Here is a 19,604-nt window from a genome sequence, read left to right on the forward strand (position 1 = left end):
GTGGCCGGAGTTCGCGTCAATAAGTTGCAGCCATGCCCGATGCCAGCGCAAGCCAGTTCAAAGCCGTGACAGAGCCTGAGGGTAAGAAAAGCTCGCCCGCCCGCGATGCCGTGCTCGAACTGAAGTCGCGGATCGGTAAGTCCGTGCTCGGCCAGGATCATCTGGTCGAGAGCATGTTGATCGGGTTGCTCGCCAACGGCAATCTGCTGATCGAGAGCCTGCCGGGCCTCGCCAAGACGCGCGCGGTCAAGACGCTGGCAAAACATCTTGCCGCTGACCTGTCGCGCGTGCAGTTCACGCCTGATCTGCTGCCATCGGACGTGACCGGAGCGGAGATCTACGTCCAGACCGACAAGGGCGGCCAGTTTCAGTTTCAGAAGGGCCCGATCTTCGCCAATCTCGTGCTGGCCGACGAGATCAACCGTGCGCCGGCCAAGGTGCAGTCCGCGCTGCTCGAGGCCATGGAGGAGCGCCAGGTCACGGTTGCCGGCAAGACTTACAAGATGCCGGATCTGTTCATGGTGCTCGCGACCGAGAACCCGATCGAGCAGGAAGGCACCTATGCGCTTCCCGAAGCGCAGCTCGACCGCTTCCTGATGCATGTCGTCATCACCTATCCCGACGAGGCATCCGAAGGCGAGATCATCCGGCTCAATCGTGCCGAGAACGCACAAGCACCGAAGGACCACACCTCGGAGCCGCCCCCGATCCCGCAGCAGGCGATCCTGGATGCACGTGGCGAAATCGACGGCATCTTCGTCTCCGACCTCGTTCAGAAGTACATGGTCGACGTGATCTACGCGACGCGCTTTCCTGGGCGCTATGGCGAGCCCTTGAGCAAATGGATCCAGGTCGGCGCCAGCCCGCGCGGCAGTCTGGCGCTGGATCGTTGCGCGCGAACTCGTGCCTGGTTCGATGAGTATGATTTCGTGACGCCCGACCACGTGCGCGCAGTGATCCACGACTGCCTGCGCCACCGGATCATCCTCAGCTACGAGGCGGTGTCGCAGGGCGTTACGCCCGACCAGGTGATCGACAAGATCACCGAGCTGGTTGCAGCAGCCTGAGGCCGACATGACCGAGACATCAGCCAATATGCCAGGTGTCTATGTCGGTCTTCACGATCTGATCGCGCTCGAATATCGCGGACGCAAGGTTTCGTTCCTGCCGCGCCAGCCCGTACATAGCCTTTTGTCCGGCCGCCTTGCCTCCCGCATGCGGGGCCGCGGCCTGAACTTCGAAGAGATCAGGGATTATCGTCCCGGCGACGACGTCCGTTCGATCGACTGGAAGGTGACGGCGCGCCTGCGCAAGCCGCATATCCGGGTCTTCAACGAAGAGCGCGACCGGCAGACGATCCTGGTGGTCGATCAGCGCCTGTCGATGTTCTTCGGCAGCCGGCATGCGATGAAATCGGTGACGGCGGCCGAGGCCGCAGCGATCGGGGCGTGGCGGGTGCTCGGCGCCGGCGATCGCGTCGGCGCCGTCGTGTTCAACGATCGAGACTTTATCGAGGTGAGGGCGCATCGTAGCCGGGCGACCGTGCTCCAGATCCTTGCGGCCGTCGTCACGCAGAACCAGGCGCTCGGCGTCGGGCGCGGTCTCGTGTCCGCGCCGACGATGCTCAACACAGCGCTCGATCATGCAAGGCGCCGGGCACCGCACGATGCAGCCGTGATTATCATCAGCGATTTCGACGGCGCGGACGCTGCAACGCGCGATATGGTCGCCGCGCTGGCGCGGCACAATGACGTTGTCGCTGCGATGGTCCATGATCCCCTGCAAAGCGATCTGCCACCGTCGGCCAGCATGACCGTGACCGATGGCGAGTTGCAGATCCGGCTCGATGTCGGCCGTGACAGCGTCCGCAAGAGCGTATCGCAGCTCACCCGGGACCGCCTGAAGAGCATCTTCGACTGGACGCGCGAGCTCGGAATTCCCGTGCTGCCGCTGAGCGCGGCGGAGAACACCGCTGCGCAGCTTCGGCGTCTTCTTGGTGGTCTGCCGGCCGGTCGTGGCCGCGCGGCCCCGCACAATCAGACGGAGGCGGCCCTTGGCTGAGGCTCCATCCGTGACTGCCGACCCCATGGCCGGTCTGATCGACGTACCGCTGCCGCACGAGGTCAGCCTCTGGCCACAGACCTGGGCGGCGAGGCTCGCGATCGCCCTGCTGCTCGCGGCCATCTGCGCTACCGTGTGGCGCGTGGCGCATCTGCGCCGTGTCAACCGCTATCGCCGCGAAGCGCTCGCGGAGCTTCATAGCATAGAGCAGGCGCGCAATTCGATGCCGTCGGAGCTGTTGTCGAAGTTGACCTTGCTGGTGCGGCGAACGGCGCTCGCGGCCTTTCCGCGCGAACGAGTGGCACCACTGGTCGGTCCGGCGTGGCTGGCCTTCCTCGATCGCAGCTATGGCGGCGAGGAGTTTTCTCACGGCGTGGGGCGCCTGCTCGCGAGCGGGCCTTACCAGCAAATTCCGCCTGATGGCGCCGAACTGCAATCGCTGGTTCGTCTCGTGCGCCGCTGGATCGGGGGGCATCATGCTTGAGTTCGCCTGGCCATGGCTGCTTCTGCTGTTGCCGTTGCCGGTCCTGGCGTGGTGGCTGCTGCCGCCATACCGGGCGCGGCAGGCCTCGATCCAGGTGCCCTTCTTCGACAGGCTGGCGGCGGCAACCGGGCAGACGCCGCAGCGCGGCGCGGTTGTCCTCGAACGCCGCGCCGTCCAGATGATCGCGGCTGCGGCCATCTGGACGCTGCTGGTTGTGGCGCTGGCCCGGCCGCAATGGGTCGGCGACGCGGTGACGCGCGAGGTTTCCGCGCGCGATCTGATCCTGGCGATCGACATCTCGGGATCGATGGACCAGCGCGATTTCAAGGCGTCGGACGGCACGACGCTCACCCGTCTCGACGGCGTCAAGCGCGTGGTCAGAGACTTCATCGCCCGCCGCAAGGGCGACCGTGTCGCTCTGATCCTGTTCGGCACCAGGGCCTATGTGCAGGTGCCCTTCACGCAAGACCTCCAGACGGCGCAGCAATTGCTCGATCAGGCAGGGGTCGGCATGGCCGGCCAGCAGACGGCGATCGGCGACACAATCGGGCTCACCATCAAGACGTTTGCAGCCAGCACGGCAAAACAGAAGCTCCTGATCCTCCTGACCGACGGCAACGATACGGCGAGCCGGGTGCCGCCCGAGCACGCCGCCGACATCGCTCGTCAGAACGATGTCACGGTCTACACCATCGGCGTCGGCGACCCCGCAGCCTCGGGTGAGAACCGCGTTGACCTCGCCGTCTTGCAGCATGTCGCGGACACCACCGGAGGGCATTTCTTCCGCGCCGAGGATGGCGCGCAGTTGCAGGCGATCTATGCCGATATCGACCGCCTTGCGCCGGCCAAGCTTCAGACCCTGTCATGGCGGCCGAAGCTGCCGCTGTTTCAATGGCCGTTCGGCCTGGCCATCGCGATCGGTCTGCTCTTGTGGCTTTGGCTCCTGCTCGGCAGCGAGTGGCGCCGGATGCGGAGCGTCAGCCATGCGTGACGCAGCAACGACGTCCTTCCATCTCTTGCGCCCGCTCTGGCTGCTCGCGCTGATCCCGCTCGCTGTCGTGTTTGCGGTGCTGCTTCGCCGGCAGGACGTGCGCGCGCAATGGGGTGGCGTGATCGCTCCGCATCTGTTGACGCATCTCATCGTGCGGCCGGGACAAGGGCGCCACGTCAACCCGGTTTATCTCGTAGCAGCCGGCATGATGCTCGGCATCATTGGTCTGTCCGGTCCGACCTGGCGCCGCGAGCTTCCGCCCTTCGTCGAAGACAAGGCGCCGTTGATGATTGCGCTCGCAGTCGGATCATCGATGAATGAGACCGATGTGGCGCCCTCGCGCCTCGAGCGCGCCAAACAGAAGATCAGGGATCTGCTTGCGGCCCGCGCGGGCGCCAGGACCGGGCTCGTGGCCTTTGCCGGCACTGCGCATCTGGTGATGCCGCCGACTGACGACCGCTCCGTGATCGAGCCGTTTCTGGCCGCGCTTGAGCCAGGGCTAATGCCGGCGGACGGCAAGAACGTTGCGGGTGCCGTCGCGCTGGCGGCCGACGCGCTGGCGGCCGAACCGGTCCCCGGAACGGTCCTGCTGGTCGCGGACGATCTCGGGACCGCGGATGCGGCCACGATCCGGCAGGCGGCCGGCCGCAATGGCCTCGTCATATTCGCGGTCAGCCCGGACACATCGGCGCTGCCGGCCGGCGCGGACGTCATCCGGGTCAGTATCGACGGCTCGGACATCGTGCGACTGGAGCGCCGGATCGAAACGCGTTTCCAGGCCGCCCAGGGCGATGCGTTCGGCACGCAATGGCGAGATGAAGGCTATTGGCTGCTGCCGCCGCTGGCGCTGTTGAGTCTGCTGTGGTTCCGGCGCGGTACGACGGTGGCGTGGGTCCTGGCTCTCTTCATTGCGACGCACGCCAGCGCCTCGAGAGCCGAGGAGCCATCGCGCTTTACTAATCTTTGGCTGACGCAGGATCAGCAGGGACGACTCGCATTTGACCGTGGCGACTATGCCGCCGCGAAAACGACATTCGCCGATCCGATGTGGCGCGGCATCTCGGCATACCGCGCGTACGATTTTCTCGCCGCCGCTGAGGAATTTTCGCGCGTTGACACGCTCGACGGAAAATTCGCGCTGGCCAACGCGCAGGCGCAGAACCACGCTTATGAGAAAGCGCTCAAGACCTATGACGAGGTGCTCAAGGCGCAGCCGGGCAACGCCGCCGCGAAGACGAACCGTGCCATCGTTCAGGCGGCGCTTGATGCGCGTGAAGCCAAGCGACGCAAGCAGGAGCAGGATGACCCTGCGCCGCCGGATGAGAAGGCCGACGAGATGCGCGTCGATCCCAATCAGAAAGGCGGCAAGAAGATCACTGTCACGCCGCAGGACGTCACCACTGCCGGCGCGGCCGAAGCCTGGATGCGTCAGGTCCAGACCTCGCCTGCGGATTTCCTCAAACTGAAATTTGCGATCCAGGCGGCCGCTCCGACACAGGGGAGGGCGCCGCAGTGAGAGTTTGGATCGGCTTCATCGCCTTGCTGCTTGGCGGCGCGCTCCCGTCGCCCGATGTGTATGCGCAGCAATCGGTGGCCCTCGAGCCGACCGTGCAGGTCACGATCAACCCGTCGCGGGTCGTGGTCGGGCAGAAGACCACGCTGAGTATCCTGGTCATGGCGCCGAACTATATGACGTCGCCGCCCGAACTGCCCGATTTTCAGGTGCGCAACGCGGTGACGCGACAATTGCAGAGCGTCAACACCATCGAGCAGCGCGATGGCGTGACTTATGCTGGTGTACGGTTCGAATACGCGATCTCGCCGCAGGAGCCGGGCTCCTACGCCGTCGCCGATCAGAGCGTCAGGATCAAATATGCGGCCGAGCCGCCAGCCACGCGCGAGGTGGCCGTCGCGCTGCCACGCGTGTCGTTCGAAGCCTTCATCCCGGACGCGGCGGGCGCACTTCGCCCGTTCGTATCGGCCACCAGCCTGACCGCCGAGCAGGACGTCAAGCGTTCGTCCGACCCGCTCAAGGCCGGTGATGCCGTCACGCGAACCATCACGATCCGGGCGGAAGGCACGCCAGCGATGCTGCTGCCGCCTCAGCAATTCCCGTCTGTCGATGGCTTGAGGCTTTATCCGGCGCAGCCGAAGCTCGAGGACAAGGTCGACGGGCGCTCCGACGTCATGACGTCGACCCGCGTCGATTCTGCAACATATATGGTGGAGCGGGCAGGTGACTATTCGCTGCCGTCCGTCGATATCGGTTGGTGGAATGTCGGTAGCGGCAAGGTCGAGCAGGCTCACCTCGAGGCCGTGCCTCTCAAGGGAATCTTGACCTCGGCGGCGACAGATTCGGCTTCCTTGAGCCGATCGGGTCAGGGGCGGATGTGGGATAGCGTCGTCGACTTTATCGTCGACAACTGGATGACAGTGCTGCTCCTGGCGGCAATTGCCGCGGGGGTCGCTTGGTTCGCGCCTGGTGTCGCACGCCGCGTCGCAGCCGGTCTTCATCGTCGGCACCAGTCCTATCTTCAGTCGGAGGCTTTTGCTTTCAGCCGGCTGCGCAGCGCGATCCGCCGTCGCAATGCACAGGCCTCTTATTTCGCACTGCTTGAATGGCTGCCGCATCTCAACGTGGGGCAGCCTCCGAGTACGGCCAAAGCTTTCAAGGCCGTCGCAGGTGATCCGGAGCTGGACTGCCAGCTTGATGCGATCGAGAGCGATTTGTTCGGAAATAGGCACAATCCGGCTCATTGGTCGCCGCGCCGGCTGCTGCACCGCGTGGTCGCCGCCCGCCGCAGGCTGCGCCCGCGGGCCGGAGGCCGGGTCACGGCAGGTCTGCCCCCGCATTTGAACCCGGTCGGGACCCCGAAGGTCGCCGCGTATCGAAAGCCCGCGAGATAAGCAAAACACAGGAGGTCACTCAGACGGAACGGACGATCTAGATTCGCCCTCATCCACGACAACCAAGATCGAATAAATCAGGGAGCGTCGAATGACCAACGAGACGAAGAAGCAGAATAATGCCGTTGCCGATTCCACCTGTGGCGACCAATCGGCGATTCATCGCCGCGCCGTGCTGCTTGGTACATCGTCGATCGTCGCAACAGCGGCGCTGACATCGCAGGCACTGGCGCAGGCTCAGAAGGCGGCCCCTTCGGGGGCGCCGGCTGCAGCGCCCGCGGCGGGCCGCAAGCCCAACATTCTCGTCATCTTCGGCGACGACATCGGCATTCCCCAGATCAGCGCTTACACCATGGGCATGATGGGATACCGCACGCCAAACATCGACCGGATCGCGCGCGAGGGCGCCATCTTCACCGACGCCTATGGTCAGCAAAGCTGCACCGCCGGCCGTGCATCCTTCATTCTTGGCCAGGAACCGTTCCGGACCGGCCTTCTCACCATCGGCATGCCCGGCGATCCCCATGGCATCCAGGACTGGATGCCGACGATTGCCGACGTCATGAAGACACAAGGTTATGCGACCGGGCAGTTCGGCAAGAATCATCTTGGTGACCGTGACGAGCATTTGCCGACCAAGCACGGCTTCGACGAATTCTTCGGCAATCTCTATCACCTCAATGCCGAGGAAGAGCCGGAGGGCTATTTCTATCCGAAGGATCCGAATTTCCGGAAGCAATACGGTCCACGCGGCGTGCTCAAGGCATCGGCCGACGGCAAGATCGAGGACACCGGCCCCTTGAACACCGCGCGTATGCCGACGGTGGACGAGGAATTCCTGGGCGGTGCCAAGGATTTCATCGGGCGTCAGGCTCGGGCCAACCGTCCGTTCTTCGTCTGGTTCAACTCGACCAGGATGCACGTCTTCACTCATTTGAAGCCGTCGTCACTCGGCAAGACCGGCAAGGGCATTCACGCCGACGGCATGGTGGAGCACGACGGCATGGTCGGCGAACTGCTCCAGCAGCTCGACGATCTCGGCATCGCTGACAACACCATCGTCGTTTACACCACGGACAACGGTGCCGAGCTCGCGCTGTGGCCCGACGGCGCACAAACGCCCTTCCACGGCGAGAAGGGCACGACCTGGGAAGGCGGCATGCGCATCCCGATGATGGTGCGGTGGCCGGGTGTCGTGAAGCCCGGCACGCAATACAACGAGATTATCTCGCTGATCGACTGGTTCCCGACGCTCTGTGCCGCCGCCGGCATCACGGACATCAAGGAGAAGATGAAGTCCGGCTTCGCAGGCGCCGGCGGCAAGAGCTTCAGAGTCCATCTCGACGGCTACAACTTCATGCCCTTCTTCAAGGGAGACACCAAGGAGCCGCCGCGCGATGCCATCTACTATTTCGACCAGGGCGGCAATCTCAATGCGATCCGGTGGAACGACTGGAAGCTGAGTTTCGCGACGGCATCCAAGGGCAATATCGCGACAGCGACCCGTGAAGTCCCGGCATGGGCGCTAATCGCAAATCTGCGCATGGATCCCTATGAGCGGGGGATGGAGGAAGGCGGCGGAGCGATCGACTTCCTCGCCCGGAACATGTGGCTGATCGTGCCCGTGCAGGGCAAGATCAAGGAGTTCTTCTCCGACTTCGACCAGTTCCCCTACCAGGAAGGCAGCTCGCTGAACGCGAGCGGCATCAACTACGGCCTGCTGCGGCAGCAAGCGGCATTGAAGCGTCTCAACGAGCTTGAGCGCATGAAGCCGCAGTAGGAAGAAGGGCAAGCACGATGATGGCTCGGCTTACCGCGTTCCTGGTTGCAAGTCTCGCGACCATCGCAGCTGCGATGGCGCAGCCGGCCGATCCGTTGCCATCCTGGGACGACGGCGCGACGAAATCGGCAATCACCGATTTTGTCGCGCGCGTCACGCGCGACGGCGGGCCGGATTTCGTTCGACCCGCCGAGCGCATCGCCGTGTTCGACAATGACGGCACGCTGTGGTGTGAGCAGCCGGTCTACTTCCAGGCGGCGTTCGGGCTCGATCAGGTCAAGGCGCTGGCGCCGCAGCATCCGGAATGGAAGCAGAAGCAGCCGTTCAAGGGATTTCTTGCGAATGACAAGCCCGCGCTCGCGGCGCAAGGCGAGAAAGGGTTGCTCACGCTGCTCTCGGTCGCGCATAGCGGGATGACAACGGACGCTTACGCCAAATCGGTCGGCGATTGGCTCGCGCAGGCGAAACACCCGCGGTTCAACCGTCCGTACAACGAGCTCGTCTACCAGCCGATGATAGAGCTGCTCGCTTATTTGCGCGCGAATGGTTTCAAGACCTTCATCGTGTCGGGCGGCGGCGTGGAATTCATGCGGGTGTGGGCCGAGAAGGCCTACGGCATTCCCCCTGAGCAGGTGGTCGGCTCCTCAGGCGTCACCCGGTTCGAGATCGGCGCCGATGGAAAACCCGTCCTGATGAAGCTGCCGAAGGTCGAGTTCATCGACGACGGTCCCGGCAAGCCGTCGGGCATCAACCGCTTCATCGGCCGTCGCCCGATCCTCGCCTTCGGCAATTCGGACGGCGACCACCAGATGCTGCAATGGACCGCGGCAGGACCCGGTGCGCGCTTCCTCGGCATCGTCCACCACACCGACGCCGTCCGCAAATATGCCTACGACCGGCAATCCAAAATCGGAAAGCTCGACAAAGCCTGGGACGAGGCGGTGCAGCGCGGCTGGACCGTCGTCGATATGGCGAAGGATTGGAAAACGGTGTTCGCGTTCGAACGCAGCAGCACAGGTGCGTCGCAATGACGAGAGCCCCCGCGAACAAATTCGGTGACTGAGCGGCAACACGAAAAGCGAGAGAAGGAGCGACAATGTCTAATCATACCCATTTGACGCGACTGGCGAGCTGCATTCTGGCGCTGGCGACGGGCCTATCCGTTCCGCTGGTAAGCGTGTCGGCCGCCCCGCTTCAGCCCGCCGCGATCCAGCACGACGCTGCGGGGCCGCCCGACCTCATCGAGGTGCGCGCCGCCGGGCGCCGCGGCGGGGCGGCAGTCGGTCCTCGTGGCGGTGCAGTCGTTCATCGTGGCGGTGCTGCCGTTGGTCCGCGTGGAGCGGCCTATCGCGGTACCACCGCCGTTAGGGGACCGCGCGGCAACGTTGCGGTTCGCCACACGACGGCGGTCGCCGGCCGCGGCGGCTGGGCGCGGCCGGGCTGGTACGGCTGGCCGAGAGGCGGTGCGATCGCCGCAGGTGCCGCAATCGGCGTCGTGACCGCCGCAACGGCGGCCGCGTGGGCCGGTGCTGCCCCCGCACCCGGCATGTGCTGGTACTACACCGATCCATCCCGGACCCAGGGCTTTTGGGACTACTGCCAATGACGGCGGCGCTCCGATGAAACCGAGGCGTTCTTCATGAGTGGCTACGACATCTTCGCCTGGATCGTGCTGGTGATCCTGCTCGCCAGCGCGATCGGCGTTGTCTGCATCGCCGGCTGGCTGCCCGGCCACATCGCAAAATCGCGCAATCATCCCCATGCGCAGGCCGTGACGGTCGCCGGCTGGATCACGCTGTTCTTCGGCTTCGCGCTATGGCCGATCGCGTTGATCTGGGCCTATCTCGACGTGCCCGCGCGCAAGGCGGGAGATGCGTGATGGCGATCGCAATCCTCAATACCTACCTCGTGCTGCTGTTCCTGCTGGTGCACTTCAGGATCGTGCGCTTCAACCTGTTCTGGAAAGTCTCGCCGGCGATCGTCATGGTGCTCGTGCTGCTGGGGCTTCTGATCCCGATGGGGTGGGGCGCGCCGCAGGGCAACGCGCTGGTGGTGCGTAACGCGGTCTCGATCGTGCCTGATGTAGCGGGCGAGGTGACGGATGTTCCTGTTCTCGCCAACGCGCCGCTGAGGGCAGGCGATGTCCTGTTCAAGATCGACCCGACGCCTTATGCGGCGCAGGTCAAGGCGATCGACGCGCAGTTCAAGCTCGCCAAGACGCGCCTCGGCCAGATGACGCAGCTCTACGAGCGGGACGCCGGCCGCGGCTTCGATGTCGAGCAGCGGCAATCGGAGGCCGACCAGCTCTCCGGCCAGCTCGAGGCCGCGCAGTGGAATCTCGAGAAGACGGTGGTGCGCGCGCCGGCCGACGGCTACGTCACCAACCTCGCGCTGCGCAAGGGTGCGCGCGTGTCGAACCTGCCGCTGGCGCCGGTGATGGCCTTCATCGACACCTCGAGCACCATCATCGGCGTCGAGATCAACCAGAACGATGCGCGCTATGTCGCCCCGGGGCAGGAGGTCGAGGTCACCTTCAAATTCGCACCTGGGCAGATCTACTCCGGCAAGGTCGAGAGCGTCCTCCAGGCGATCGCGACGGGACAGACGCAGACATCGGGCACGGCGGTCCTGCCGAAGGCCATCGAGGCCGCACCTTTCGTCGTGCGCATCAGGCTCGACGATGCCGGGTTCGCCCGGCGCCTGCCCGCTGGCAGCGCCGGCACGGCGGCGATCTACACCGACCACGTCAAGCCGACCCACGTCGTACGCCGCGTGATCCTGCGGCAGGTCGCAATCCTGAATTACGTCAATCCATTCTGACGGAGTGCAACATGTTGAGAGCGATCGCCGGAGCCGCCATCGTCGCACTGATGACCATGAGCGCGCAGGCGCAAGGTACGTCTCCGGAAGACCTCGCCGCGCGCAATATCCAGCGCCGCGCGGTCGAAGCCGTCATCTGGGGCATGCCGGCGGTCAACTACGACCTGATGCTTCAGGAGATGCTGACCAAGACGCCGGGCAAGGTGGGACAGGTCATCTACTGGGGTCGTCCACTCGATTGGCGCAATCAGACATTGACGCCCAATCCGGACGCGCTCTACTTCATGGCGTTCTTCAACACCAAGGACGGCCCTGTCGTGCTCGACCTGCCGCCGGGCGACAAGGACGGCTCGTTCAACGGAAATATCGTCACGATCTGGCAGATGCCGCTCGAGGATGCCGGACTGCTTGGTGCGGACAAGGGAAGCGGCGGAAAGTATCTGGTCATGCCGCCTGGCTATTCCGGCAAGGCGCCGGACGGCTACATCACGCTGCAATCCGACACCTTCGGCGGTTACATGCTGTTCCGCTCCAACCTCAGGAGTCACGGCGCGGCCGATGTTGAAACGTCGATCGCCTACGGCAAGCGGCTCAAGGTGTATCCGCTCACACAGGCCGGAAACCCGCCCCCGACGATCTTCACTGACGTCAAAGACGTCAGTTATGATTCAACGATCCGTTACGATGGGACATTCTTCGAGCATCTCGATCGGATCATCCAGAGCGAGCCCTGGCTGCAGCGCGACCGCACGATGATCGACCAGCTCAAATCGCTGGGCATCGAGAAGGGAAAGCCGTTCAAGCCGGATGATGCGACGCGAGCGGCGCTGGCCGGCGCAGTGCGCGAGGCTGGGGCTCTGCTCGAGGCGAAATACGATGCCGGCCTGCCGCCATTCTTTTCGCCAACGAGCCGCTGGACCTTCCCGGCGCCGCAAAATCTCATCAAGGCAACGCAGAGCGGGTACGCGGACCCGGATCAGTATCCGGTCGATGAGCGCGGCATGGCCTACAGCTACGCCTATATTGGCATCAAGCGTCTCGGCGCCGGGCAGTTCTATCTGATCTCGATCAGGGACAAGGACGGTCAATCGTTCGGCGGAGACCAGACTTATCGCCTAAGCGTGCCGGCTAATCCACCGGTCGAGCAATACTGGTCTGTCACGGCGTACGACCGTCAGACGCATGCGCTGATCAAAAACATGGCCCGCGCCAGCCGATCCTCGCAAATCGCCGAGCTGCAGAAGAACGCCGACGGCTCGGTCGATATCTATTTCGGTCCGACAGCGCCGACGGGCAAGGAAGCGAACTGGGTACCGACAGATCCGAACCGCAAGTTCGAACTGATGTTCCGCGCCTACGCGCCGACCAAGGCGCTGTTCGACCACAGCTGGGTACTGCCTGACGTCGAGCGCGTCACCACCACTATCGGAGGAGCCACGAAGTAGCCGCCCACCACATGGTTCGCGAACGGCAGTCAAAACATCAAAAAGGGTGATGACGATGAGAAGCACGTTGTTCCTGACGGTCGCCGTATTAGCGATCCTTTGCCATCAACCGGCGCACGCGGAAGGATCGGCGCCTTACACCTTCGAGCGCGGCTATCCGTCGTCGGATACGACCAAACGCGCGCGCGACGATGCCGATTTCCAGCGCGCGATCACGGCCTACCGCTTCTGGTATCCGACCGTCTCGGTCGAAGGCATCTTCAACGGCAATCGCGAACTCGGCCTGAAGGACGGCGAGAAGATGGGGATCGCCGCGGCCGGCCCGCGGCAGCTCGGTTTCACGCTGAATTCCGACACGCCTTACGGCTCCGCGGTCATCGACGTCGCCAAGGGTCCTGTCGTCATCGAGCTGCCGCCCGGCCCCTATATCGGGCTCATCAACGACCACAACCAGGGCTGGGTGCAGGATCTCGGCATGCCGGGGCCCGACGCCGGGAAGGGCGGCAAGCATCTGGTGTTGCCACCGGATTACAAGGGTAAAATTCCGGCCGGCTATCACGTCGGGCAGTCGAAATCCTACAAGAACCTGCTTGCCGTCCGCGCGCTGCCCGTTGGTGGTGACACCAGCAAGGCGATGGATGCCCTGAAGGCGATCAAGATTCATCCGCTCGGCAGCGCAGCCAATCTTGCCGTCGTCGACATCACGAAGGACAAGATGGACTCGTCCTCGCTGCGCTGGGAGGACAACGGCAAGTTCTGGGCGGTGCTGAAGCAGATCGTGGACGAGGAGCCGATCGTTCCGTCGTTCTTGCCGATGTACGGCCTGCTCGCCGAGCTCGGCATCGAGAAAGGCAAGCCGTTTGCACCCGACGCGCGGATGACTGAGATCCTTGATCGCGCAGCCAAAGCAGGGCGCGATCAGATGCTCGTCTCGGCTTTTGACAGTGCGCGGGCCGATCGCGTCAACTGGCCCGATCGCAAATGGGAGTGGGTCGGGCTTACCCCCGGCAGTGCCCAGTTCGAGACACCGGCAGGGATGGACCTCGAGGCGCGCGACCGCTGGTTCGCGCAGGCGATCGTGACGTCGCCTGCGATGTTCCGTCGCTCCGCGGGCGCGGGCTCGCTGTACTGGATGAGCACGCGCGACAACACCGGCGCATTCCTCGACGGAGCCAAGAACTACAAGCTCACGATACCGCAGCCGGTTCCGGGAAAACTGTTCTGGTCGGTTACCGTCTACGACACCCAGACCCGCTCGCAGGTCCAAACCGATCAGGACAAGGGTGCGTTGCGCTCGATGTTCGAGCTGAAGGACGTCAAGGGCGCGGCATCCTCGGACCTCTTCTTCGGCCCGGACGCACCGAAGGGCAACGAGACCCACTGGATCAAGACGCAGCCGGGCCGCGGCTGGTTCGCCTACATCCGCATCTACGGACCTGAAGCAGCCGCCTTCGACAAGAGCTGGAAGCCCGGCGACTTCACCGAGGTGAGGGCAAGCACGATGGGCAGCGCCACGAAATAGCCGGCGCACGACGAGGGTAGGACAGTCCTGTTCGGGTGGAAGACATGATGGGACTTGAGGAGACGTGACATGACGGGACATCTTCGGAAGGCGGGGCTTGCAACCGCATTGGCAGCGGCAAGCTTCACCGCCCAGCCTGCGCTCGCTGATTCCGGCGGCGTGGGCTTCTGGCTTCCGGGCATCTTTGGCAGCCTTGCCGCCGTACCGGTGACGCCGGGCTGGGCGTATTCGACGATCTACATCCATCTTCAGGAGAAAGCCGGAGCAGGGCAGAGCTTCGTCACCAGCGGCGGCATACCCGGCTCGGTGACCGCCGGCCTGAATGCCCATGCCGATGTGCTGGTCCAGGGCATCACCTACACCTCGCCGATGCCGGTGCTCGGCGGCCAGGCCGCCTTTACGCTGATCACGGCGCCGGGAAATATCGGCGTAGGGATCGACGCAACCCTGACCGGCCCCCGCGGCAACACCATCTCGGGCAGCGCCACCGACAACCGCACCACGCTGACCGACGTCTTCTACCAGGGCACGCTGAAATGGAACCAGGGCGTCCACAACGAGATGGTCTACATCACCGGCAACATCCCGAGCGGCACCTATGATTCCAGCCGGCTCGCGAATCTGAGTTTTGGCTTCCCCGCGATCGACGTCGGCGCAGGCTACACTTATCTCGACCTGACGACCGGCCACGAGTTCTCCATCGTCGGCGGGCTCACCTATAATTTCATGAACGCAGCTCTCCAGTACCAGAACGGTGTCGATCTCCATGTCGACTGGGCCGCCTCCCAGTTCGTCAGCAAGAGCGTCCATGTCGGCATCGCCGGATACTTCTTCCAGCAGATCACCGATGACAGCGGTCTCGGCGCCAACCTCGGCGGGTTCAGGGGGCAGGCGGTCGGGATCGGTCCGCAGATCGGGTTCATGATCCCGATGTCCGATGGTTACCAGGGCTACCTCAATATCAGGGGATACAAGGACCTGGAGGTGGAGAACCGTCCGAGTAGCTGGTCGACCTGGGTGACCTTCTCGGTCTCGCCGGCCGCACCCGCGCCGGCTGCGACGAAACCCATCGTCCGAAAATTCTGAAGGAGGCGTCGCGCAGCTCCGATGAGCGGAAAGAGAGCCAGCAAGCGTCCATTTCGCATCGGCTTCCAGACATCGATCATCGCGGTGTTCGTGGGAGTGGTGCTGCTCGTTGGACTGACGCTGGTCTATCTCAGTTTCGAGCGCGTGACGGTCATCACGCGTACGGCGGCCAGCGGCTTCATCGAAAAAGTGGCGCAGCTCGGCGCCGACCATGTCGACGAGCAGTTCAGGAACGTCCGCAACAATCTCGACATCCTGTCCGGCCTGCCGCCGATCCAGGAGGCCGACATCGCGGACAATTCACGGCTCTACAACCTGATGGCGGCGATGCTGCGCAACAACCCGCAGCTGTTCAATCTCTATGTCGGCTACGAGGATGGTTCGTTCATCGAGATGGACGTCATCGACCGCGCCAAGCCGGCGTTCCGGAAGGGTTTGAATGTCGATGAGGATGCTGCCTTCCGGCTGGTCGTGATCTCGCGCACGGCGGGGGCCGCGCCTGTCACGCAATATCTCTCCGAGAACCTTATTCAGGTTGCTGAGGTCGCCGGACCCGCGAGCTATGACCCGCGGCAGCGGCCCTGGTATGTCGAAGCGTTCAAGAACGACAAGACGCTGTTGACCGGTCCTTACGTCTTCTACGCCACGGGCGAGCCGGGCTACACGCTGCGGACGCCGTTGAGGGAAGGGCGCCGCGGCGTTATTGCGGGTGATTTGCTGCTGAACCGGTTCGAGGACATGCTGGCGGAGCAGAAGCTCGGTCAATCAGGGCTGACGTTCCTGTTCAACGATGCCGGACGCATCGTCGGTCATCCCGAGATGAACCGCCTGATGGCGGAGATCCCGGAGCGGCAGGACGACCTGCCACAGATCGGCGCGCTCCGGCTGCCTGCGCTCGTGCCGGTCATCCGCTCCTGGCGGGACGGCGGGGCCCCCCAGCAGTTCTTTGCCGACGCGTCGGGCCGAACCTATGTCGCGGCGGTCCACAGGCTCGAGACAGCCGGTTCGGCCAATATCCGGATGGCGATGGTCGCGCCGCTCGACGAGTTCTATGCGCAGATCATCAACGAGCGCCGCACGCTGTTCGCGCTGGCGCTGGCCTTTGTCGGAGCCACGCTGCCATTCGCGTTCTGGCTGGGATCGCTGATGGCACAGCCGCTGCGCAAGCTGGCCGACGAGACCGACGCGATCCAGCGGTTCGAAATTACCGAGCGGCCGCGCGTCCATTCCGTCATCGCCGAGATCGAGGAGCTTGGCCGCTCGGTATTCACCATGCGCAGCGTGGTCCGCAGCTTTGCGAGCTTCATCCCGCGCCAGATCGTGCGGCAGCTGATCGAGACCGGCTCTTCGCTCAGCCTCGGCGGCTCCAGGCGTGAGATCACGGTGCTGTTCACCGACGTCGCCGACTTTACCGCCAAGACGGAGCGCGCCGACCCGTCGCGGGTGATGATCCACACCTCGCGCTATTTCGCGGTGCTGTCGGACGAGATCATGCGGCACCAGGGCACGGTCGACAAATATATCGGCGACGCCGTGATGGCATTCTGGAACGCGCCGGCCGACGATCCCGACCACACCGCCAATGCCTGCCGTGCCATCCTGGCATGCCTTGCAGCCAACGAAGCGCTCAACAAGGAGTTTCGGCGCGAGGGTTGGCCACCCTACGACACCCGCTTTGGCCTGCATGTCGGCGATGCCGTGGTCGGCAACATCGGCTCGAGCGACCGGATGAACTACACCGCGCTTGGCGCCACCATCAACCTGGCGTCGCGGTTGGAGGGACTGAACAAGAATTACGGCACGCGCGTGCTGGTCAGCGCGGCAGTCCGCGCCAGCGTCGGCGATAGGTTCCTGTTCCGCAGCGTCGACATTATCACGCCGAAGGGATTTGCCGACGCGATCGAAGTCAGTGACCTCCGTGGCGAGCTGGCGCACGCTGGTGAAGCCGACGTTGCGATGTGCCGACGCTGGGATGAAGTCTTTGCGGCGATCGTGCAGGACGGCGCGGCCGAGACGACGTTGGTCCGGCTGTCGGCCTTCCTGCACGACTATCCCAAGGATGGCATCGCGCTATTTCATGCCCAGCGATTTCGGTCCGCGCCCCGGAATGCGGGAGCGGCGGCATGAACATCTGCGGTGTCAATCGCCGGCAATTGCTGCGGCACGGCGCGGCGCTCGCGGCTGCGTCAATGCACGCGGCGCCGGCCATCGCGCAGGCGCGCAGCAGAATTCGGCTCGGTTATCTCCACGTGGTCGCCGTAGACGGACACATCTGGACCGGGCTCGATCGCGGCTCGTTCGACCGCGAGGGGATCGATCTCGAATTGCACGAGTTCAACACCGGACCTGAAGTCTTCGAGGCGATGGCGCGGGGTGAGCTCGACGTCCTCTCGGCCGGCGGCGTCATCTCCAACTATCTGGCGCTCGGCCGCGGCCGGGGCTTTCTCATCAACGACATTGAGGTCGCGACCACACAGCTCTGGGTCCGGCCGACGCTCGGCGTCAAGGGGATGGCCGATCTAAGGGGCAAGCGGATCGCGACCACGATGAAGACCACGGCGCACATCTTCCTCGATCGCGCGCTGCGGGCCAACAACGTCAATCCGTCCGAGGTCGAGATCGTCAATGGCAGCATGGCCGCCGCCGTCAAGGCGTTCATTGCCGGCGAGGTGCAGGCCGTTGCGCTCTGGGTGCCGTTCAACATTGCCGTCCGCGAGGCGCTGCCGGATGCGGTCAAGCTGGTGGATGCCTCCGCCTTCTACCCGCAATCCGCCGTGCTCGGCGGCTGGGCCGCGCGGATGGATTTTTATGCGGGGAACAGGGAGGTGCTGGCCCGGATCATCCGCGCCTGGGCGGAAGCGAACGACCACATGGTGCGCAATCCGGCGGCCGCGGCGGAGGCGCTCCAGACACATTACGGACAGTCGCGTCGCGCCGACATCGCGGAAGCCTTCAAGGCCCAGAAGCTCTATTCCTCGCGCGAATGGAAGCGGCTCTATTCCGACGGGACCGTCGTGAAATGGCTCCAGCAGGTCAGCGACTTCTTCATGACGGATGCCGGCGTCACCGCACCCGTGCGGGCCGCAGACTATTTCGACACGCAGCTCTACCTTGCAACCGTCGTCTGAACCTGCAGCGTGGAACATGCTCGCACGGACGCTCGTTCCGCCCGTGCGTTAGCCTGTGGAGCGCCCGGAGCATATTTCAATGCATTTTCAATGCGCTGCGCCCATATTCTAATGTCGCTGCCGCACCACTTCAGGCGACATTTCAACAATGATCCACCCAAATCCAGCGCAGAATCGCACTCAAGCAGTCGTGTGTGCGGACGCGGTCGCGTCATGAGGGGGACGCCAATTCGACCCAATTTAAGTCGAGCTTGCGAGTGTCGGATTTTTACGGAGCTGATTCCCATGCAAGACGTCCAGGTCGACCGTTCCGAAATGGCCCCCTCGATTCTGCCGGCGGACGTTCCCGAGCTCAGCGATGACGAATGCCTGGCCTGCCTCGCGCGCGCCGTCGAGGCGCACGATTCGGCCCGGCTCGACGAAGTCGCCGCGCTGATCGGCCGCCTCGCGGTCACGATCGAATAGCTCACCGACCAGCTTGACGCCGCGGGTTGCGTAGCCCGGTCCGCCCGGGCCAACGGACGTGTTGCGTTTTCGCGGAGCCTGTTCCAAAGATGCCGCCAAATTTCGTCCGCGGCATCGTCCGCCTTGCAGGGTCCGCAAATGTCCGGTTTCTCGACCGCGCGCCTAAAAATGGTCGATGGCCAGGTGCGCACTAATGACGTCACCGATCGCCGTATTCTCGACGCGATGCTCACGGTTCCGCGCGAGGCGTTCGTGCCGGTTGCCAGGCAGGCACTGGCCTATCTCGACCTCGATCTTGACGTGAGCGAAGGCGGGGCCAAGCGGTTCCTGATCAAGCCGCAGCTGACCGGCAAGCTGCTCCAGGCCGCCGAAATCGGCGAGGGTGACAACGTGCTGGTGGTCGGCTGCGCCACGGGCTACCTCGCCGCGCTGACGGCCACGCTCGCCCGTCAGGTCACCGCGACGGAATGTGATTCGGCCTTGGCCGCGAAGGCCAAGGATGCTTGTGCCAGCCTCGCCAACGTCACGTGCAAGGCCGCAACCTGCGCCGAAGGGGATCCTTCTGCCGCTCCCTATGACGTCATTATCCTCAACGGCGCCTTCGAGGTGACGCCTGAGGCGCTGCTCGGGCAGCTCAAGGAGGGCGGGCGCCTCGTGGGGGTGTCGGCCCAATCCACGCCCCCCCGGGCCGTGATCGTGACCCATACCCACGGTGAATTCGGCCATCGGGCGCTGTTCGATGCCGCAGCTCCGGTCCTTCCCGGGTTGGAACGGGCCGCCGCTTTCGTCTTCTGAAGTCCCAAAGCCCGTTAAAATCCCGTTCTGAATCAGAAGTGTGGCCCGGATGCTGCACGTGAAGAGTTTCCACCGGGAACTACCTTCAGGTGGTTCCGTTGCGCCAATTGGCGGCCTATG

Annotated in this window: 18 protein-coding genes; all 18 read left to right on the top strand. The window is 64.2% G+C overall.

The window, feature by feature from the left end:
• The first annotated feature begins 32 nt into the window (after positions 1-32).
• The 18 genes from ACKWRH_RS21955 to ACKWRH_RS22040 all read left to right on the top strand — a co-directional run bounded on the left by ACKWRH_RS21955 (position 33) and on the right by ACKWRH_RS22040 (position 19,484).
• Positions 33-1,067, top strand: a complete 1,035-nt coding sequence (locus ACKWRH_RS21955) for an AAA family ATPase (RefSeq protein ID WP_445222316.1) — start codon at positions 33-35, stop codon at positions 1,065-1,067.
• A 7-nt stretch (positions 1,068-1,074) separates the two neighbouring features.
• Entirely contained in the window at positions 1,075-2,061 is a 987-nt protein-coding gene (locus ACKWRH_RS21960) for a DUF58 domain-containing protein (RefSeq protein WP_445222317.1), read from the top strand.
• Positions 2,062-2,086: 25 nt separating this feature from the next.
• Entirely contained in the window at positions 2,087-2,545 is a 459-nt protein-coding gene (locus ACKWRH_RS21965) for a DUF4381 domain-containing protein (RefSeq protein ID WP_445222318.1), read from the top strand.
• On the top strand, positions 2,538-3,536 hold the full coding sequence (locus tag ACKWRH_RS21970; protein WP_445215211.1) for a VWA domain-containing protein: 999 nt from the start codon (positions 2,538-2,540) through the stop codon (positions 3,534-3,536). Before ACKWRH_RS21965 ends, ACKWRH_RS21970 begins: the two co-directional genes overlap by 8 nt.
• The gene (locus ACKWRH_RS21975; protein WP_445215212.1) at positions 3,529-5,052 is read left to right on the top strand and encodes a VWA domain-containing protein; all 1,524 of its coding nucleotides are present in this window, start codon (positions 3,529-3,531) and stop codon (positions 5,050-5,052) included. The genes ACKWRH_RS21970 and ACKWRH_RS21975 overlap by 8 nt, the downstream gene beginning before the upstream one ends.
• The gene (locus tag ACKWRH_RS21980; RefSeq protein ID WP_445215213.1) at positions 5,049-6,443 is read left to right on the top strand and encodes a BatD family protein; all 1,395 of its coding nucleotides are present in this window, start codon (positions 5,049-5,051) and stop codon (positions 6,441-6,443) included. The genes ACKWRH_RS21975 and ACKWRH_RS21980 overlap by 4 nt, the downstream gene beginning before the upstream one ends.
• 91 nt (positions 6,444-6,534) lie before the next feature.
• Complete coding sequence (locus ACKWRH_RS21985) at positions 6,535-8,223, top strand: arylsulfatase (RefSeq protein ID WP_445215214.1); 1,689 nt, start codon at positions 6,535-6,537, stop codon at positions 8,221-8,223.
• A gap of 17 nt (positions 8,224-8,240) precedes the next feature.
• A complete protein-coding gene (locus ACKWRH_RS21990; protein ID WP_445215215.1) occupies positions 8,241-9,254 on the top strand; it encodes an HAD family hydrolase in 1,014 nt (337 codons plus the stop codon).
• A gap of 65 nt (positions 9,255-9,319) precedes the next feature.
• Complete coding sequence (locus ACKWRH_RS21995; protein WP_445215216.1) at positions 9,320-9,829, top strand: hypothetical protein; 510 nt, start codon at positions 9,320-9,322, stop codon at positions 9,827-9,829.
• 33 nt (positions 9,830-9,862) lie between these two features.
• On the top strand, positions 9,863-10,102 hold the full coding sequence (locus ACKWRH_RS22000; RefSeq protein WP_014495358.1) for a DUF3302 domain-containing protein: 240 nt from the start codon (positions 9,863-9,865) through the stop codon (positions 10,100-10,102).
• Complete coding sequence (locus tag ACKWRH_RS22005) at positions 10,102-11,043, top strand: HlyD family secretion protein (RefSeq protein WP_445215217.1); 942 nt, start codon at positions 10,102-10,104, stop codon at positions 11,041-11,043. Before ACKWRH_RS22000 ends, ACKWRH_RS22005 begins: the two co-directional genes overlap by 1 nt.
• 11 nt (positions 11,044-11,054) lie before the next feature.
• Positions 11,055-12,488, top strand: a complete 1,434-nt coding sequence (locus ACKWRH_RS22010) for a DUF1254 domain-containing protein (RefSeq protein WP_445215218.1) — start codon at positions 11,055-11,057, stop codon at positions 12,486-12,488.
• 55 nt (positions 12,489-12,543) lie between these two features.
• Positions 12,544-14,010 (top strand): DUF1254 domain-containing protein, encoded by a 1,467-nt coding sequence (locus ACKWRH_RS22015; RefSeq protein WP_445215219.1) that lies wholly within the window; start codon positions 12,544-12,546, stop codon positions 14,008-14,010.
• A 69-nt stretch (positions 14,011-14,079) separates the two neighbouring features.
• On the top strand, positions 14,080-15,096 hold the full coding sequence (locus ACKWRH_RS22020; protein WP_445215220.1) for a SphA family protein: 1,017 nt from the start codon (positions 14,080-14,082) through the stop codon (positions 15,094-15,096).
• A 21-nt stretch (positions 15,097-15,117) separates the two neighbouring features.
• Positions 15,118-17,223, top strand: a complete 2,106-nt coding sequence (locus tag ACKWRH_RS22025) for a cache domain-containing protein (RefSeq protein ID WP_445215221.1) — start codon at positions 15,118-15,120, stop codon at positions 17,221-17,223.
• Complete coding sequence (locus ACKWRH_RS22030; protein ID WP_445215222.1) at positions 17,220-18,224, top strand: ABC transporter substrate-binding protein; 1,005 nt, start codon at positions 17,220-17,222, stop codon at positions 18,222-18,224. Before ACKWRH_RS22025 ends, ACKWRH_RS22030 begins: the two co-directional genes overlap by 4 nt.
• A gap of 285 nt (positions 18,225-18,509) precedes the next feature.
• A complete protein-coding gene (locus ACKWRH_RS22035; RefSeq protein WP_282519248.1) occupies positions 18,510-18,689 on the top strand; it encodes a hypothetical protein in 180 nt (59 codons plus the stop codon).
• Positions 18,690-18,827: 138 nt separating this feature from the next.
• On the top strand, positions 18,828-19,484 hold the full coding sequence (locus tag ACKWRH_RS22040; RefSeq protein WP_445215223.1) for a protein-L-isoaspartate O-methyltransferase family protein: 657 nt from the start codon (positions 18,828-18,830) through the stop codon (positions 19,482-19,484).
• The last annotated feature ends 120 nt before the right edge of the window (positions 19,485-19,604 follow it).

It is taken from the genome of Bradyrhizobium sp. Pa8, from assembly GCF_052588265.1.

Coding starts and splice junctions, on each gene's coding strand:
- ACKWRH_RS21955 (WP_445222316.1), top strand. CDS start 33: ATGCCCGATGCCAGCGCAAGCCAGTTCAAAGCCGTGACAGAGCCTGAG.
- ACKWRH_RS21960 (WP_445222317.1), top strand. CDS start 1,075: ATGACCGAGACATCAGCCAATATGCCAGGTGTCTATGTCGGTCTTCAC.
- ACKWRH_RS21965 (WP_445222318.1), top strand. CDS start 2,087: ATGGCCGGTCTGATCGACGTACCGCTGCCGCACGAGGTCAGCCTCTGG.
- ACKWRH_RS21970 (WP_445215211.1), top strand. CDS start 2,538: ATGCTTGAGTTCGCCTGGCCATGGCTGCTTCTGCTGTTGCCGTTGCCG.
- ACKWRH_RS21975 (WP_445215212.1), top strand. CDS start 3,529: ATGCGTGACGCAGCAACGACGTCCTTCCATCTCTTGCGCCCGCTCTGG.
- ACKWRH_RS21985 (WP_445215214.1), top strand. CDS start 6,535: ATGACCAACGAGACGAAGAAGCAGAATAATGCCGTTGCCGATTCCACC.
- ACKWRH_RS21990 (WP_445215215.1), top strand. CDS start 8,241: ATGATGGCTCGGCTTACCGCGTTCCTGGTTGCAAGTCTCGCGACCATC.
- ACKWRH_RS21995 (WP_445215216.1), top strand. CDS start 9,320: ATGTCTAATCATACCCATTTGACGCGACTGGCGAGCTGCATTCTGGCG.
- ACKWRH_RS22000 (WP_014495358.1), top strand. CDS start 9,863: ATGAGTGGCTACGACATCTTCGCCTGGATCGTGCTGGTGATCCTGCTC.
- ACKWRH_RS22005 (WP_445215217.1), top strand. CDS start 10,102: ATGGCGATCGCAATCCTCAATACCTACCTCGTGCTGCTGTTCCTGCTG.
- ACKWRH_RS22010 (WP_445215218.1), top strand. CDS start 11,055: ATGTTGAGAGCGATCGCCGGAGCCGCCATCGTCGCACTGATGACCATG.
- ACKWRH_RS22015 (WP_445215219.1), top strand. CDS start 12,544: ATGAGAAGCACGTTGTTCCTGACGGTCGCCGTATTAGCGATCCTTTGC.
- ACKWRH_RS22020 (WP_445215220.1), top strand. CDS start 14,080: ATGACGGGACATCTTCGGAAGGCGGGGCTTGCAACCGCATTGGCAGCG.
- ACKWRH_RS22025 (WP_445215221.1), top strand. CDS start 15,118: ATGAGCGGAAAGAGAGCCAGCAAGCGTCCATTTCGCATCGGCTTCCAG.
- ACKWRH_RS22030 (WP_445215222.1), top strand. CDS start 17,220: ATGAACATCTGCGGTGTCAATCGCCGGCAATTGCTGCGGCACGGCGCG.
- ACKWRH_RS22035 (WP_282519248.1), top strand. CDS start 18,510: ATGCAAGACGTCCAGGTCGACCGTTCCGAAATGGCCCCCTCGATTCTG.
- ACKWRH_RS22040 (WP_445215223.1), top strand. CDS start 18,828: ATGTCCGGTTTCTCGACCGCGCGCCTAAAAATGGTCGATGGCCAGGTG.